Here is a 15,912-nt window from a genome sequence, read left to right on the forward strand (position 1 = left end):
GTAGGTATGACCACCCAAAACCAGCTCCCAACGACCTACATCGCTCCGCTGTTGATGGCAACCAGCCTGCTGGTCGGCTGGTTCATCCCCGATTTCTACGATTGGTCGGGGGCGGATCAAAGCCGACCGGCGCCCGTCATCGGATGGACCGCTTTGGGGATGCTGGTCACGTCGATCGGCGTTTGGATAGCATTGCCGTGGATCCCGTTTCGCCCCCACCCGCGGCAGGACGATCAAATCGCGTTGACACGATTCACCCTCCGGACGTTGGCGGGAATCACAGCGGTCGCGGCGGTGGTGTCAGCGGGGATCATGACGTTTCCTTTGCTGACCGGATATACCGTTTGGGGCTTGGTTTGGGTGTTCGCGGTGTGGGGCTGGACGCGTGATCGTCTGCCTCGTCTTCCCGCCGTTGCACTGCTCGCATGCATGCATTTTCCATTCGCCTGGGTCATCCGTGGCGGGTTACCCGGTATCGGGGACGGTCTGGCGACGCTGGTTGCGGGATTGCCGGGGTTCTTCGTCACTCTTTTTGCTGGGCGGTTTCTGATCGGCCAACACATCCAGGAACTTGCCTGGCTGTCGATCCTGATCTCCGCCTCGGAGCTCGCCGTCGGACTGTGGATCATTCGATTGGGACCGAAACGCGGAATCGCCTATTGTGTCCTTGTCCTCTTGATCTCCGTCTATGGATCGTTCACGCTCAACATGCTGGTGCGGATCTGATCGTTTAACAAGCGAACGGCTAATAATCGTCTTACACTTACGTTTCTATGCGGATCGTTTCCCTTCTTCCCAGCGCGACCGAAATCATTTGTGCGATCGGCTTGCGTGATCAGCTCGTCGGCGTCTCCCACGAATGTGATTATCCGGCGTCGGTGTCCGAACTGCCCAAAGTAACGCGAACGATCATCCCCGACGACGTTTCGAGCGGCCAAATCGACGCGTTGGTGCGCGAGCAAGTCAGAACGCAACAGGCACTTTACCGATTGGATGTGCCATTGGTGCGTTCGCTGGAGCCGGATTTGATCGTGACGCAAGCACTGTGTAATGTATGCGCCGTTTCGAAGCACGATGTCGACCAGGCATTGTGCTCGCTTGCAAACCGTGCCCAGGTCATCAATCTGGAACCCACCTGTTTGGGCGACGTTTTCGACTGTATCGGTCGAGTTGCCGCGGCGGCAGGTTGCGAGTCCGACGGGGCGACGTGCGTCGATCGATTGAAAACGCGCGTCCAAGCCGTGGCCGACCGTTCGCAAAACATCCGGCGTCAACCTGCGGTGATGCTGCTGGAATGGATCGACCCGCCGTTCAGCGCCGGGCACTGGAACCCCGAACTGGTGGCACTGGCCGGCGGACGCCCCGTCATTGGCGCTGCGGGCGAGCGATCGCAGTCGGTGGACTGGGATCGCGTCGTCCAGGCTGATCCGGACGTGATCTTCATCGCCTGTTGCGGATTCGACGTGCGGCGCACGCTGGACGATCTGCCCCGCCTGCAATCCTATCCCCATTGGCGGACGTTGCGATGTGTCCGGGCGGGGCGTGTCTATGTGGTCGACGGTTCGGCGTATTTCAATCGTCCCGGCCCGCGTTTGGTGGACAGCCTGGAAATCCTCTCACACACGCTGCATCCGGAAGTTCATCCGCGGGACGGCGGATTGCCCGAAGCCTCGCGGGTGCTTCCAATTGCCGGCCGCGCGGACGGGTAACGACAGACCGCCGGCGGATCGACTATCCTGGTGCCGGGCCAAGCAGGTTGTCACCGTGACAATCCTGCCCTTTCGTTTGCACCAGCCATTTGAGTACCGAAGTGTCGCGACGTTTTCTTCAATCAACGATCGTCCAGGGAACCCTTGTTTGCATGTTTGCGGCGGTCGGATTCGCCGATGGCGGGGCGATCGACCCCGCCCAAGAAGCGTGGTACAAGAAATACAAGTCACAGCAAAACGCGCCGAAACCGGATGAAATGCTGCTGAACACCGACCCGGAGCCGGATTTGTCCGAGGGATTTGTCGACCTGTTCAACGGCGAAGACCTGATGGGTTGGACGCCCAAGGGTGGCACCTGCAAGTACGAAGTGAAAGACGGTGCGCTGGTAGGGACGGTGACCCCAGGGTCCAACAGTACCTACCTGAGCACCGACAAAACAGATTTCAAGGACTTCGTTTTCACCTGCGAGATGAAATGGGAAGTCGACGGCAACTCGGGCGTCATGTTCCGCGCTCAAACCAAACCCGGAAAAAACGGCGAGACCGTTTTCGGGCCGCAAGCCGAGATGGAGGGGATCAGCGGTGATCGCTACTGGAACGGGGGAATCTACGGCCAAAGCTGTGGCGGCTATTTTTATCCCGTCTGGCTGAAGGAACACAAACAAGCCCGTGCGGCGCTGGACCGAGAGGGGTGGAATCGATTGACGATTTCCGCCCAAGGCAATGTGATCAAAACCTGGGTCAACGGCGTCCCGGTCGCTCACTGGGTGGATGACGGAACCTATTCCGAAGGTTTCTTTGGCCTGCAAATCCACAAGGGAGCCAAAGGCATCGTGCACTGGCGTGGCATCCGGGTCAAAGAGCTCTAACGAGTGTCGGCGTCCGATCTTGGATCGCCTCACGACGATTGCATCGCCCGCTGCTGTTCGGCCAGACGATCGTACTCGGCCTCGGCTTCGCTGGGCCGCATCGATCGGATCTCGTGAAACGTCGCCGGCATCTCGATGTGTTGCCACCACTGATCCAGTGGGACACGCCATGGCGTCGGCGGCAGCGGCCCCGGATCTTGAATCACCCAATCGTCATCAAACCAGCCGCGCGCGGCTTGCGTTAAATCGACGCTAGGATCGACCAACGGCGTCGCGGGACGGCCGTTCAGCGAAACCAGATGCAACGCAAAGACCTTGCATCCCGGTTGTCCCATCGATGCGACAAGCTCCTGGAGCTTGACCGCCGCTTGACGAACCAGTTCCGGGTCTCGCGGTGCACGCATCAGTTGATTAGGCGTCATCACAATCTTTGCCGGCACGATCAAGTAATCGTCCTGGGTCTGGATTCTGTACCAAAGCAAACAGTCTTTGTGACGCAGCATCATCCGCCACGCAAATCGCTGGCCCCGTTCATTCCAACTCGGGTTTCCCGGCAACACCCAGGGTCGGACCGGCAATAGCAATTGAACCGTGACATAGGCGACCGACAGCGCGATTGCCAAGCGATGCAGTCGGGACGCAGGCGGACACCACGTTGATTCGATGGCGGCTCCGCTGTCTGGCGTCATTCCACTCACAGCGCCGATCCGCCGCAACACGTTGGGGACGAACGAAACCGGAAAGAACACGAACAGCGTAGCCAACATGAACCAGGGGAACACACCGATTTGAAAGATCGTTGCGTTGGTCAGGTGGAAAACCAAAGCGGCGGCGATTGCGATCACCCGCGTTCGTTTCCACATCAATGCCGGGACGATCAACACGTCAAACAGCAATCCCCCCCAAGCCATCACAAACGGGGCGCCCGGCAATGTGAATAAGGGGCCGATCCAAGCCGTGTCGACGCGTGAAGTGACAAACAATCCAGCGGGTTGCCCGGCGATCCAGTCGGAATCCAGCTTAGCGATCCCTCCAAACACATAGGGAAGCCCCAGTTGAAAGCGGACAAGCCACCATTGCCACAGCCGCATGTTGGAATCACCGCGGGATCCGCGAAACAGCAACTGATCCAACGACAGCGTGCGACCGCAGGGCAAGAAACAGCACAACATCGCGGTGCAGGCCAACAGGTAGTCGTGGTTGTTGTAAATCTGGCGTTCGACCAACAACACATACGCCATCGTCGCGGCCAGGATCGCAGCGTTGACCCGCGTCAGAAAGCCAACCGCAAAGGCGAGTGCGGAGATGCGTGCGGCTTGAAAATGCCACCAAATCCCATCGCCGGGCCACAGCGTCACCCACTCAAACCACGCGTACTTGAACAAGACGGTGGGGCTGACAAACAGGATGTGCCAACGGTCTTCTGCGAGGTAGTCGGACGCCCAGAACCAGAACGTCACGCCGAGGATGAAACGCAAAACGGCCAGCGGACTTGCATCCACTGGCCGCATCCAATCGAAACGGCGGTGCGAATCGGACGACATTGCCGAACGATTCAATTGAGCAACGAATCCAAGCCGGCATCCGCCGGGGCGGCGGGCGGCGCTGCAGCCGGTGGCGCTGCGGCAGGCGGTCCAGCCTCGGCTTCGTTCCCGGGGTCAGCAGCTTCCAAGGGGTTTCCGAAGCGGAACACGGGCGCGCCCGATGTGGCCCGTTTCTGGACGGCCTTTCCCGAAGCGAGCGATTCGAGCGTCGCAACCTGTTCTTCGAGCGCGGTGACATACTTTCGACGCGTGTCCAGGGTGGGCTCGTTCAGTTGGCTGGTCAGATCGAACAATGCGGTCAGCCATTTCTTGGTTGCGTCGCGAGCGTCGGCCGGTGTCGAAGCCAACAGCCCGCTACTGGCCTGCAACGATTCGACATCCTCAACCACTTTTCCTTGCCCGGTGACGCCCAGCAAGACCTGTTGCAGGACGTGATTGAGCTTCTTGCGGCTGGCGACGATTTCAGCGGGCTGAGGTTTAGCAGCCATCGGACGCATTCCCATGCCCATCATGCTCATCATGCTATCCATCTCCATCCCGCCCATTTCGCCCATTTCCATCTCCATATCCATTTCCATCCCGTACATGTCATCCATTCCCATCATGGATTCACCCCGCATCCCTGGAGCGACCGGCGCCTTTTCTTTCGTCTCCTTCAGGAACGTCTCCGGGGCGGGTGGCTGGCTGATGCGGGTGTTCGAGTTCTTCTCCAACTGGCCGAGCCGGTCGAGTTCGGACTTGTAGGCCGCCAGAACTCGTTTCGCCCATTGTTTCAGCACTTCGTTCGTCTCCACTTCGCCTTCGGCCATCTTGCCGGGCAATCGGGCGATCGCCGCGGCCGAGTGGAGCGCGATCAAGTTCGGGTTGTCTTCGTCGGTGCTGATGCTGACGAGTTGTTTGCCGAGTGTCGCGTCGGTGCTGAGGTTGGTCAGGATGCTGACGGCGTAACGTTGCAGGAACGCATGTGCCAATTCGTCGCGCCCGGTGGGCGGATCTGACTCAAGTAGCTGCGTCATCGATTGCGTCAGTTCGTCCTTGACCGCCACGATCGCCGAATCATCGGCTGCGGAATAACGGACAAAGCGTTCGATCCCTTGCAAGGCGGCCGCGCGGACCCCATCCGGGTTGTTCGCATCGTCATAAATCTTCTTCATGTCATTCAGGACGAACGAATACGGGCGGGGGACGCCGCCTCGTTGTAACGGTGGTCGGGTTAGTCCGGCAATAAACTGAATCGCATTGATCCGCGCCGCAGGCTGGTAGTTGCCCTCCGCGACGGGTTTCAGCCCGGCATACAGCCAGCGCATCACGTTGCCGGCTCCCGGTGTCTGTGACCGCACCGCACTCTCCATGACCGCACGCGCGTGTCCCATCACGTCATTGATTTGGTGCGTGGCGTTGGGCTGCGTGATTTTCGCCGGGACATATTGTTGAAAGTAGCGTTGAACGACGGCCAGCTTGTTCGCCGGAAAATTGCTCAGATCGCGCGACGTCCCGTACGTTCGCGCTTCGCGCTGGACGGTGTTCAGGTTCTCGTCGATCAATTGTTCGACTTGCAGCACGTCGTATTTGGCCGCTTGGCCCGACGCGGTGCTCGCCAGCATGGCCGCAGCGGCTAGCACGATGAACAACGCCAACCCGCCGAAACCGAGGCGTTTGTGGCGCTGGTCAGTCTCTGCAAGCGTCGCCGCGACGACGCGAAGCTGCACCAATGTGGGGGTGTGACGTTGAGTTCGTGTCATGACGAATCCGTTGTGATGGGTTGAACGGGCGGAGTCGGAGAAGAGAAAAGGGGCGCAGGCAGAGGGGCATCCGGCCGAAGGCAAGTCTGCTTTTACTCCGCGTCGCGTCATTATCCCATGCTAAAACGAAGCTCGTCAAACAAAATTAGGCAGCAATTGGAACAGCCGATGCCGAATTTGGCGAATTTCGCGGTCATCGCCCGCTCGCTCCACCGCCTGTTGATCAATTCGTTCTAGATCAACGAACAGGACAGTACGAGCCCGAAACGCAGCGAGTGGATCCTCATCGCCCCTTGCTCGCGCGCCTCGAAAATCAACAGGCCGTCCATCTGCAATACCCCCTGCTCGATTTGAACGAGCGTTTCCAGGCGGAAAGCCTGATGTCCTAGGCCAACTAGACGAAGGGGGCGCTGACGAGCCGTGTAATATACTTGTCGCTCAGATCCTTGCCATCGGAGGTTCACGCAAACCCTCCGGCCGAGGTGTTATTGCGGCCGCCGCAACAGCAAATCGCTAAAAAATGGCCTTTTGCCGGTTTCCGCCCCATTAATTGGCGCGCACTGTGCCACTGCCTCACGTTAAACTGTAGTTCAGTGGAGTGGGCGACGATGTTGATGTGGGACAGAAGGAGGGGGAGACAACGCACGCTGCCGCATCCACGTGAGGCTACCTCTTCACCCCAATTCTTTTCTCCGAAGGTGGCAATCGAGATGTCAACGCAATGGTTTTATATGGCGAGCGGTTGGATCCGTAAGGCTCGACGTATCGGCCCCATCTCCGAAGCCGACCTGTTGAATCGAATTGACAAAGGTCAGATTGATCCCGGAACACTTGTCCAGAGCAGCAAGACACGCAACAAGTGGATCCCGATGAACAAAGTCGGACCCGCGATGGAGCGTTGGCGACGCAGCCATCCGGAAGAGTCAGACAAAAAAACGGCTCGGCAATGACCAGGGGATGCCGAACGCAACGCGTTGTGGCGTGACGCGAGGATTCGATCCGCGCCGACCGGATCATAACCGCTTGCAGACACGGCGGGCTAAGATCGATCAACCGCTGGCCAGTTCCGCTACCATATTGGGGTCCAGCAAATTGCTCTCGTCGTTTACTTGATCCCAGATACTTCGTCCCAGAGTGACAGTCGTTTGGCCGGTCGTCCCCAACCCGCAGACTATGCCGCCATTGGCGTCGGCCCCGTGTTGATCTTCTTGATGATCAGCAGCCTTGCAAACTTCTTTGTCTCGCTGTTCTATGACGGTCATTTTTCGGATCGAATCTACTACCTGATCCTGATGTACACGATGGGATCGGTCGCACTGGCCCGCCTGGTGATCGAAGAAGACCGAGCGTATTCGGCAGGCTACGCGATCGCACTTGGCGCCGCGATGGTGTTTGTCATGAGCGGCTTCACCGGTTCGGTTTTTTTTACGCTCGGGCTGGTCCTGCTGATCGGTTATCTCGCCGACCGGATCGTGCACGATTGCACCGTCATTGATGAATCGGTCGATGCCAGCGGAGAAGGGTTGATCGATCGTGGTTTGGACGAAGCAAGCGGATTGTCACGACGTGTCCGCGACAATACAGATTCCGACGACGCCCCTGTGTCCGAGAAGGAAAGACGGCGCCGGAAATCGCACCAACCCGGAAGGACGGTGTTTCTGTTGGCGCTCGCTGCATTGCCCCTGTTCGGACTCGGTCAATTCATGCTGCAGGACCGCCCCCAAGTCTGGGCAAGGGCGCAGCTGATGCTGGGGCTGTACCTGTTCTCCAGCCTTTCGCTGCTCGTGACCACCAGCTTCCTGAATCTCCGTCGCTATCTCCGTCAACGTGACGTCGATATGCCGGGCGATGTCACCGTTGCTTGGTTGGCCGGCGGCGTTGCCCTGATCGCCGCACTGTTGATGCTCGCATTCCTCGCCCCGGTGCCGGGAGCCGCGATTGCGAATCTGCCCGTGCCAAAGTTCCTGAAAACAGACCCCAAGACCGCCAGCAGCGCCGGTTGGGGGAAAGAAGCAGCGGAGAAGTCGCAGAGTGACGCCGACGCCGAAACCAGCCGCGATCCGTCTCCACAGGGAAAGGACCAAAAGGGGGCCGGAGTCAATCAGAATCGACCCAGCGGAGAGCCGGCAGGCGAGCAATCCGGCCAACAGCAATCCGGCCAACAGCAATCCGGCCAACAGCAATCCGGCCAACAGCAATCCGGCCAGCAACAATCACCCGATCAAGACACGCAATCCCAATCGAGTGAATCGTCCAAAGGCGACCAACGCACGATTGAAGGTGACGAAACGATTTCGGGTGAACGCTACGAATCGTCAGCGGATCGTCAGGGACGCGAGGACGAATCACGGCGCGATGATCAACCCGAATCGGCGGACGACGCGGCATCTGCCGACAACGCGGAAACTTCCGATGCGTCCGACAGTTCTAGTTCTTCATCCAGCAGTTCGATTCCTTCGCTGCCGAATGTTCTGCCCGCGATCGGCGGTCTGCTTCGGTTGTTTCTGATCCTCGGGCTTCTCGCGATCATTGCGTTTTATCTGTATCAAATGCGCGAGCGTCTGGCGCTGTGGTGGCAATCACTCTTCGGACCTCGGGCCGACGATCCGATCGCCGATGACTCGCGGGGGTTGGCGGGGCTTGATGGAGTGCCGCTGAGACCGTTTTCATCGTTTCGCAATCCGATCGGGCACGAAAAGGATCCGCGTCGTGTGGTGGTGATCACCTGCCAAGCGTTCGAGGCTTGGGCGCGCGAGCGCGGCTTTCAACGCAATCGCGACGAAACGTTCTCTGAGTTTGGATTGCGGATCAGGCGAGCCACAAAGCAGCGTCATGACGCCCTGGAGTTGTTCGGAAGGATTGACGGCGCGACGATCCGTTTAGCATCGGCTTACGATCGGATCGTTTATGGACGCGGCATGGCCCGTCAAAGCGATCTCGATGCAGCCGACGCGATTTGGAAACACATGACCCACGTCCCGTCCCGCGATCCGGCAGGCGTGTGAGCACGACCGTGGGTGGGGCTTCCCGGTTGTCAAGCCATCGCCCCAAGCGAAACCGTTCCTCCAAACAGAAAGTCTTTCTCCTTCGATCGACGTGCGCCACGTAATCTCCGCATTGGGAATCCTCGCCGGGGCACCGATCGCGTACACTAGCGTCGGTTCGGACGGGGGCATTCCCCGATACGTTTACTCAATCACTTTCCCACGTCGATTTTCCGAATGCCGCGTTCTGCGTTTTTGCTACTGGCCCTGTTGACCGTTCCGTTGATCGTCGGTTGTGAAGGGTGCACGCCGGCAGCGCCGACCGACCCGGATGCTGCCGAAGGTGAAAAGGCTCCCGAGGAGGCCTATTCGACCAAGCCCCCGATCGTGTTCCCCTCCGATCAAAGCGAATCGATCGGGACGGTCAAACCCGGGCACTGGATGACGGCCGAGCAATCGATCCGTAGCAACAAGGCGGACACACGCGGAGAATTGACCAGCCGATCGGAGGTGATTCTGCGAGACGTGAATATGGAAAAAACGGGAACGATTCGAAGTCTCGACTCGATCCGTCCGGTGGTGCTGCCCAAAGGCCAGATGCGGGGATTTGATTTCCGTTTCCGCTGCCCGATCCCAAATTCGATTGAGATCCGTCGTATCAATCTGGCCAGCCAACTCGTCCCGCGTAGCGGCGGTGTCTTGGATACCGGTGGTCAGCCGTTCAACGTGATGCGGGGCAGCGAGTACTTTTTTGTCGTCTTGAGCCAGCGACCGGAACGCTTCACACGTCTGCAAACGGCCAACTGGACCCGGTCGTTCGAATCCGAGATTCAGGATCCCACCGGACACGGGAACTACCGTGTTGTCGTTCCCGATGCCAGCGACTTGCTACCGCTGCCCGAAACAATGTTAGATCTGACCAGCACCGCCGTGGTTTTCTGGGATGACTTGTCCGAGGACGCATTGACGCCGCAGCAACAAACGGCACTTGCCGATTGGATTCGATTCGGCGGGCGGTTGATCGTCAACGGACCGGCGGCCAGTGAGTCAATCGCCAACACGTCGCTGGCCGACGTCTTGCCGCTGGTGCCGACCAGCAATATCGAACTGTCCCCGGACGCGGCGGCGGAGCTGTTGACCCGGAACTCCGTCGCGACCGATCGATCGCTGGAAAAACAAGTCGAACTGATTCGATCGGAAAGCAGCCACATTGCGATCGACGGGCGATTGAATCCCGACGCGACCGCCGTGATCGACACCGCGTCATTGGTCCTGTCGCGGCGGATCGGACGCGGCATCGTCGTCCAGCCACGATTCGATTTGACCGACAATTGGGTCGAGGCTTGGGATTCATACGATAGCTTTGTCAACAGTGTGATTCTGAATCGCCCGCCGCGCGAATACGTCGCTCCGGACCACGGTGACGTCAGCCAACAAGAGTTGGCAGAGCAGGGCTACAATGCGAACGATTTACGACTGTTTTTTCAAGGCACATCGCTGCGATCCGATGCCGCGGTCAATACCGGGTTTCGTATCGCGACGCGCGACAGCCTGCTGGCCCGGAGCGATGACGAGGCGCAAAAGAGCAACAGCCCCTTTGACCGGTTTTCACGAGTCGATGCGGTCACGGGGATTTCCGCTTGGAACGACACCAGCGATGCGAACAAGATGTTGCAAGAACAATTGACTCGCGAAGCAGGCATCGAAATCCCAGGCTCTTCGTTGGTGATTCGCTCGCTGGCGATTTATTTGATCGTGTTGGTGCCGCTGAACTATCTCGTGTTTCGCCTGATGAACCGGCTGGAATACGCATGGTTCGCGGTTCCGTTGATCGCGGTGATCGGCGCGATCTTCGCCGCCCGACAGGCGCGTTTGGACATCGGGTTTGCACGCAGCACCACCGAACTGTCGATTCTGGAAGGGCACGCGGGGTATCCGCGGGCACACCTGACTCGCATGATCGGGATCTACAATTCGCTTTCCAGCCGTTACGAATTGCAGTTCCGCACGGTCGACGGCATCGCCGCGCCACTGGACGCCGAACCGGATCCGAACACGTCGATCGAGCCGGTCATCCGCACCTCGTTCGAAGAAGGTCCCTCACTGGCCGATTTTGCCGTCAACAGCAACCGAATGCGGTACGTCCATGCCGAACAGATGGTCGATCTAGGCGGCGTGATCCAGTTCGATGGCGATCGCACGCTCACCAGCGATGCAGATGTCGAGTTCATGGACGCCTTCTTAATCCGAAAGAACGACGACGGCCAGACCGAAGTCGCCGTCGTGGGGACACTCGTTCGCGATCAGACCAAGACGGTTGAGTTTCGCAAGTCCGATCGCGTCACCATCGCCGACGATTTACCGATGCACAGCGACGATCTGATCGCTCGTCTGGCTCGGTCCGAAGTGATCCCCAACGGGACAAGTCGCCTGGTCGCGCGGATCGACGGTTCTCTACCGGGCATGGAGATTTCGCCGACGGCAAGTCAACAATCGGCGCAGACCATCGTCATCATGCACCTCCATCATGCCGATCTTCGCGAACCGGTTGCCGACAAAAACCTCGTCAGCGACTTCCGCCGGGTGAACCGCAGCGATTCGACAGACAGCGATTCGACAGACAGCACGACGCCGCAGACAGAGACCACAGCCCAATGATCACGTTGACCGGATTCGGAAAGGATTACGGAGAGTTCACGGCGGTGCAGGAATTGAACCTGCACATCGAAGCCGGGGAAACGTTCGGTTTCATCGGTCCCAACGGGGCCGGCAAGAGCACCACGATCCGTTTTCTGGCCACACTGCTGCGGGCCACTCGAGGCCGGGGCGAAGTCGCCGGATGTGACGTGATGGCCGATCCGGTCGGCGTGCGTCAGGCGGTCGGCTACATGCCCGATAACTTCGGTGTTTACGACGGAATGCGGGTCTGGGAGTTTTTGGATTTCTTTGCCGTCGCCTACCGTATCGGCCGCAAAGACCGAAAACAGATCATCGACAACGTGCTGGAGCTGTTGGATCTGACGCACAAACGTGACGATTTCGTCAACGGACTCTCGCGTGGAATGAAGCAACGACTGTGTCTGGCAAAGACCTTGGTGCATGACCCGCCGGTGTTGATCTTGGATGAACCCGCCAGCGGTCTGGATCCGCGGGCTCGGGTGGAGGTGAAAGAGCTGCTGAAGGAATTGCGACGGATGGGCAAAACGATTCTGATCAGCAGCCATATCCTGACCGAACTGGCCGATTGCTGCACGTCGATCGGAATCATCGAACGCGGACAGTTGTTGATGAGTGGCCCCATCGGAACCGTTTATCGCCAGATTCGACGCAACCGGCACGTCGAGATCCAATTCGTTGCCGGGAAAGAAGCCGGGATGTCGATTCTGCGCAGCAGCCCCGCGCTGCGATCGATCGAACAGGAACCGACCTGCATCGTCGCCGAACTGGAAACCGACGACGAGGGGTTGGCGACGTTGATGGAAACGATGATCGCCGAAGGCGTTCGGTTGCGTTCGTTCAACGATCGCGCCCCGACGCTGGAGGACGTCTTTATGACCGTGACCAAGGGTCTGGTGACGTGATTCAACGATTGGCGACGGTCGCGTTTGTCGCAGCCGTCATTCTGGGATCGATCTGGCCGATGTTTCTGGGAGATCGTATTGCGTTTCGCGACGTCAATCATTTCTATTTGCCGCTGTATGATTACGTGTCCGAGCGGACAGCCGGCGAGTGGTTGCCGTTTTGGAATCCGCTCGATCACACCGGGCTGCCGTTGATCGGTGAAGCGTCCACCGCGGTCCTGTATCCCGTGCGATACGTGGTGTATTCACTGCCGCTGACCAACGAGTGGTTGATGAATCTGTATCTGGTCGTGCACCTGATGCTTGCCTCGGCAGGGGCGGCATGGATGGCAAAGACGATCGGCTGCAGTCGTCTGGGGGCGGTGGTCGCGGCGATCGTCTATCCTCTGTCGGGAAGCGTTTTTGCGTTGAGTTGCAACCCGCCGTTTCTGGTCGGTGCCGCGTGGATCCCGCTCGCGCTGGGCGCTTGCTTGTCCGCCACCGCGATTCGCCGGCGGGTCGTGATCGCCGCAACAGCCCTGTCGATGATGGTGCTCGGCGGCGACCCACAATCAGCTTTGCACTGCGTGATCACGGTCGTTGCAATCGCACTGCTATCGACCCGGGGGCAGCTAAAACAGGCGAAGCGATCGGGCCACTCCTGGATGCGATGCGAGTGGTTCCGTTCGGTCATTGTCAGTTTCGTTGCCTGTGTCCTGGCAGTCGGCGTCAGTTCGATCCAAATCGCTGCTTCACTGGATTGGAGCCGACAAAGCGTGCGGGCTCCGGACGCGGGACCGCGCAGCGAGATTTACGATTTTTCTCTCGCTCCCTGGCACGCGATCGAAGTGCTTTCGCCTCGGCCGTTCGGCGATCTGTTTCCGGTCCACCGACGGGTCGCAAATCTGATTCCCGGCGAAGGTCGGATGTGGACGCCGTCGATTTATGCGGGACTGGTCGTTGGTTTTGCCCTGCTTTGTCGTCTGGTTCGACCACGGGAGTATTTCGCGGAACCCTGGTTTGCGGTCGCGCTGATTGGTCTGTTGATCTGTTTCGGGCATTTCGGCGTTGTCTGGTTTCTACAACAGATCCCCGGAGTGCTGCAGCACAGCGAGAGTGCGATCGGCGGCCCGTTTTGGATGCTTTGCAATTTGATCCCTGGCTACAGTTCGTTTCGATACCCGGTGAAATGGCTGCCCATCTTTGCGATCGCCGGTTCCATGGTTGCGGCCCAGTGGATCGCGACCGAACGAGATAGGATCGAAGGACGCGTCGCGACCGCGCTGTTGGCAGCGTTTGTGATCGCGGTCGTTGGTGCACACCTGGCGATCGACCATTGGGCGCGTTGGTATCCGATCGCCCCGAACGAGCTTCCCATCGACGAGTATTGGGGCCGATTGGATGTCACGGGCGGATTGGTCATCGTCCGGAGGTCTTGTTTGTGGACCGTCGCGATCTTGCTGCCGTTGATCGGATTGCGATGGTTCGCCGTGCCCATTAGGGAACGATTTGGCGTCGCATCGTTGGCATGCGCCTGGGCGATCCTGATCGCGATCGACTCGGTCGCCGCCGCGTCGACGTTATTGCCCACGGTGAACATCTCCCAAGAACGTCAATTATCGCACCAGGCAAGTCCGCCGCCGATTCCGAAGACGCGTGTGTTGCGGACGCAGCGCGGGATGTGGCCACAGCGCTGGCGCCAATCCCACTCCGATGAGCGTGCCTTGGAGGTAGCTGCGAGCGAGCGGATGGCATGGTTCGGTCGCTGGCACTTGGTGCATCGACAAGCGGTGTTCAACAGCATGGTCAGCATCAAGAGTCGCAGTTATCGCGAGTTTTGGTCGGCTTGCAATCAACATCTTGGCGACCTGGATTTCGAGCAGCGCCGAGTGTTTTGGCGCCAGATCCGGCAATGGCTGGCCATCGGCGCGGTGTCGCACGTCGACGGCAAAGCCTCAACGGCAGCCGGCGGGATGACGCTGGTCGCGGTGGACCGCAAAACGACCGAACCGGTGGACCGCGTTCGAGTATTCACTCGGTGGATGCCGGAAAAACCGCTGCGTGAGTTCATCGGCGAATTCGGGCGGATTGATGAAGACAGTCTAGCCGACGGAAACAGGGACGGCGGCCGAGTCCCCCTGCCACACGTCGCGATCGCGCCACCGTCTGCGGATCCGGGGCGAACCGCGAGGGTCCGCCGGACGACCGAGGGAGCGATCGTGGTGGAATGCAACGCGACCTGTCTGCTGGAACGCTGTGTCTATCAGGACGGCAATTGGAACGCTCGATTGACGCCCCTGGATGGTGGTCCGTCGCGATCGCGGTCGGTTTTCCGCAGTAGCCACCTGAATCAGGCGGTGGCGGTCCCCGCCGGAAAATGGATCGTTTCGTTTGAATATCGCCCCTGGTGGAAAAGGGCGGCGATTTTTGCGACCATTCTGTCAGCCATTCTGTTGGGGATTTTGGCTCGATTGCCGAACCAATTCGTCAACCCAACGGTCCGGGGAATTGTGTTTTTCCTGATCCGCGGTAGGCTTCTGCGCTCGTTTCGCCCATCGAACCGCAATCATCAATAACCCAGGGACCCCCAATGACCCAGCGTCGTGGATCTGATTTCGCCGGACTATCGGTCGCCATCATCACGCCCTTTGCCGACGGTGAGGTCGACTACGACCGGTTGAAACAACAAATCGAATTCCAAATCGAAGCGGGCGCACGCTGCATCGTTCCGGTCGGCACGACCGGCGAGTCTCCGACGTTGACTCACGACGAGCACGAGCGGGTGATCGCCGAAACCATCCAGTGCGTCGCCGGACGTGCCAAAGTGATGGCCGGCACGGGCAGCAATAGCACTGCCGAAGCACTGCGATTGACCAAGCGGGCCGCCAATGAAGGTGCCGATGCGACGCTGCAGGTCGCCCCCTATTACAACAAGCCGACCCAGGAGGGGATGTACCAGCACTTCAAAGCGGTCGCCGAGGCAGTCGACATTCCGGTTTGCGTCTACAACATCCCGGGGCGAACCGGAAAAGAGATCGAAGTCTCGACGATCCAGCGTCTGGCGGAACTGCCGGGAATCACGATGGTCAAGGAAGCGACGGGGAAGCTGGATCAGTGCTCGGCAATCGTCGGGACCACCGACCTGACGGTACTGTCCGGTGACGACTCGCTGACGCTGCCGATGATGAGTGTCGGTGCCGAGGGCGTCGTCTCGGTCGTCGGCAACCTTGTCCCGGGCGACATGATCAAATTGGTCCAGGCCGCCGCCAGCGGTGATTTTGACCAGGCGCAAAAAATGCACCACCAATTGTTTGCCCTGTGCTCCAACATGTTGGGTCTGGCGACCAATCCGATCCCTGTCAAAGCGGCCATGCGAATGGTCGGACGCGACTCGGGTGAATTGAGACTGCCGATGACGCCGCTGGACGAAGTCGGCGAGCAGCAACTGCAACAAACCATTCTGGCATATGGTTTGGCCAGCGCAGCGGCAGTTTGAACGAGCCG

General features: G+C 59.2%; 11 protein-coding genes and 1 tRNA gene. 9 read left to right on the forward strand and 3 right to left on the reverse strand.

Annotation, left to right across the window (positions count from 1 at the left end; translation table 11 throughout):
* The first annotated feature begins 6 nt into the window (after positions 1 to 6).
* From Mal15_RS15615 to Mal15_RS15625, 3 genes are all read left to right on the forward strand, one after another.
* Entirely contained in the window at positions 7 to 726 is a 720-nt protein-coding gene (locus Mal15_RS15615; protein ID WP_147868628.1) for a hypothetical protein, read from the forward strand.
* Between the two features lie 47 nt (positions 727 to 773).
* Positions 774 to 1,709, forward strand: coding sequence for a cobalamin-binding protein (locus tag Mal15_RS15620; protein WP_147868629.1), 936 nt, complete (start codon positions 774 to 776; stop codon positions 1,707 to 1,709).
* A 101-nt stretch (positions 1,710 to 1,810) separates the two neighbouring features.
* Positions 1,811 to 2,578 carry a 3-keto-disaccharide hydrolase gene (locus Mal15_RS15625; RefSeq protein ID WP_233903476.1) on the forward strand — a complete coding sequence of 256 codons (768 nt, stop codon included), beginning with the start codon at positions 1,811 to 1,813 and terminating at the stop codon, positions 2,576 to 2,578.
* A gap of 29 nt (positions 2,579 to 2,607) precedes the next feature.
* Here the strand turns inward: Mal15_RS15625 and Mal15_RS15630 are convergent, their stop codons facing one another.
* From Mal15_RS15630 to Mal15_RS15640, 3 genes are all read right to left on the reverse strand, one after another.
* The gene (locus Mal15_RS15630; protein ID WP_147868630.1) at positions 2,608 to 4,122 is read right to left on the reverse strand and encodes an HTTM domain-containing protein; all 1,515 of its coding nucleotides are present in this window, start codon (positions 4,120 to 4,122) and stop codon (positions 2,608 to 2,610) included.
* An 11-nt stretch (positions 4,123 to 4,133) separates the two neighbouring features.
* Entirely contained in the window at positions 4,134 to 5,864 is a 1,731-nt protein-coding gene (locus Mal15_RS15635) for a hypothetical protein (protein ID WP_147868631.1), read from the reverse strand.
* 335 nt (positions 5,865 to 6,199) lie between these two features.
* Positions 6,200 to 6,273 (reverse strand) — tRNA-Glu (locus tag Mal15_RS15640).
* 301 nt (positions 6,274 to 6,574) lie between these two features.
* On the opposite strand from Mal15_RS15640, the gene Mal15_RS15645 reads away from it, so the two are divergent.
* The 6 genes from Mal15_RS15645 (at position 6,575) to dapA (ending at position 15,904) form a co-directional block, all read left to right on the forward strand.
* Positions 6,575 to 6,814, forward strand: coding sequence for a DUF4339 domain-containing protein (locus tag Mal15_RS15645; RefSeq protein WP_233903477.1), 240 nt, complete (start codon positions 6,575 to 6,577; stop codon positions 6,812 to 6,814).
* 195 nt (positions 6,815 to 7,009) lie between these two features.
* The gene (locus Mal15_RS34105) at positions 7,010 to 8,869 is read left to right on the forward strand and encodes a DUF4129 domain-containing protein (protein ID WP_167546844.1); all 1,860 of its coding nucleotides are present in this window, start codon (positions 7,010 to 7,012) and stop codon (positions 8,867 to 8,869) included.
* A gap of 216 nt (positions 8,870 to 9,085) precedes the next feature.
* The gene (locus Mal15_RS15665; RefSeq protein WP_147868634.1) at positions 9,086 to 11,506 is read left to right on the forward strand and encodes a hypothetical protein; all 2,421 of its coding nucleotides are present in this window, start codon (positions 9,086 to 9,088) and stop codon (positions 11,504 to 11,506) included.
* Positions 11,503 to 12,429, forward strand: a complete 927-nt coding sequence (locus Mal15_RS15670; RefSeq protein ID WP_147868635.1) for an ABC transporter ATP-binding protein — start codon at positions 11,503 to 11,505, stop codon at positions 12,427 to 12,429. Before Mal15_RS15665 ends, Mal15_RS15670 begins: the two co-directional genes overlap by 4 nt.
* Positions 12,426 to 14,984 (forward strand): hypothetical protein, encoded by a 2,559-nt coding sequence (locus Mal15_RS15675; RefSeq protein WP_147868636.1) that lies wholly within the window; start codon positions 12,426 to 12,428, stop codon positions 14,982 to 14,984. The genes Mal15_RS15670 and Mal15_RS15675 overlap by 4 nt, the downstream gene beginning before the upstream one ends.
* 14 nt (positions 14,985 to 14,998) lie before the next feature.
* Complete coding sequence (dapA, locus tag Mal15_RS15680) at positions 14,999 to 15,904, forward strand: 4-hydroxy-tetrahydrodipicolinate synthase (RefSeq protein WP_147868637.1); 906 nt, start codon at positions 14,999 to 15,001, stop codon at positions 15,902 to 15,904.
* Positions 15,905 to 15,912 lie beyond the last annotated feature (8 nt).

The organism is Stieleria maiorica (assembly GCF_008035925.1).
GTDB classification, from domain to species: domain Bacteria; phylum Planctomycetota; class Planctomycetia; order Pirellulales; family Pirellulaceae; genus Stieleria; species Stieleria maiorica.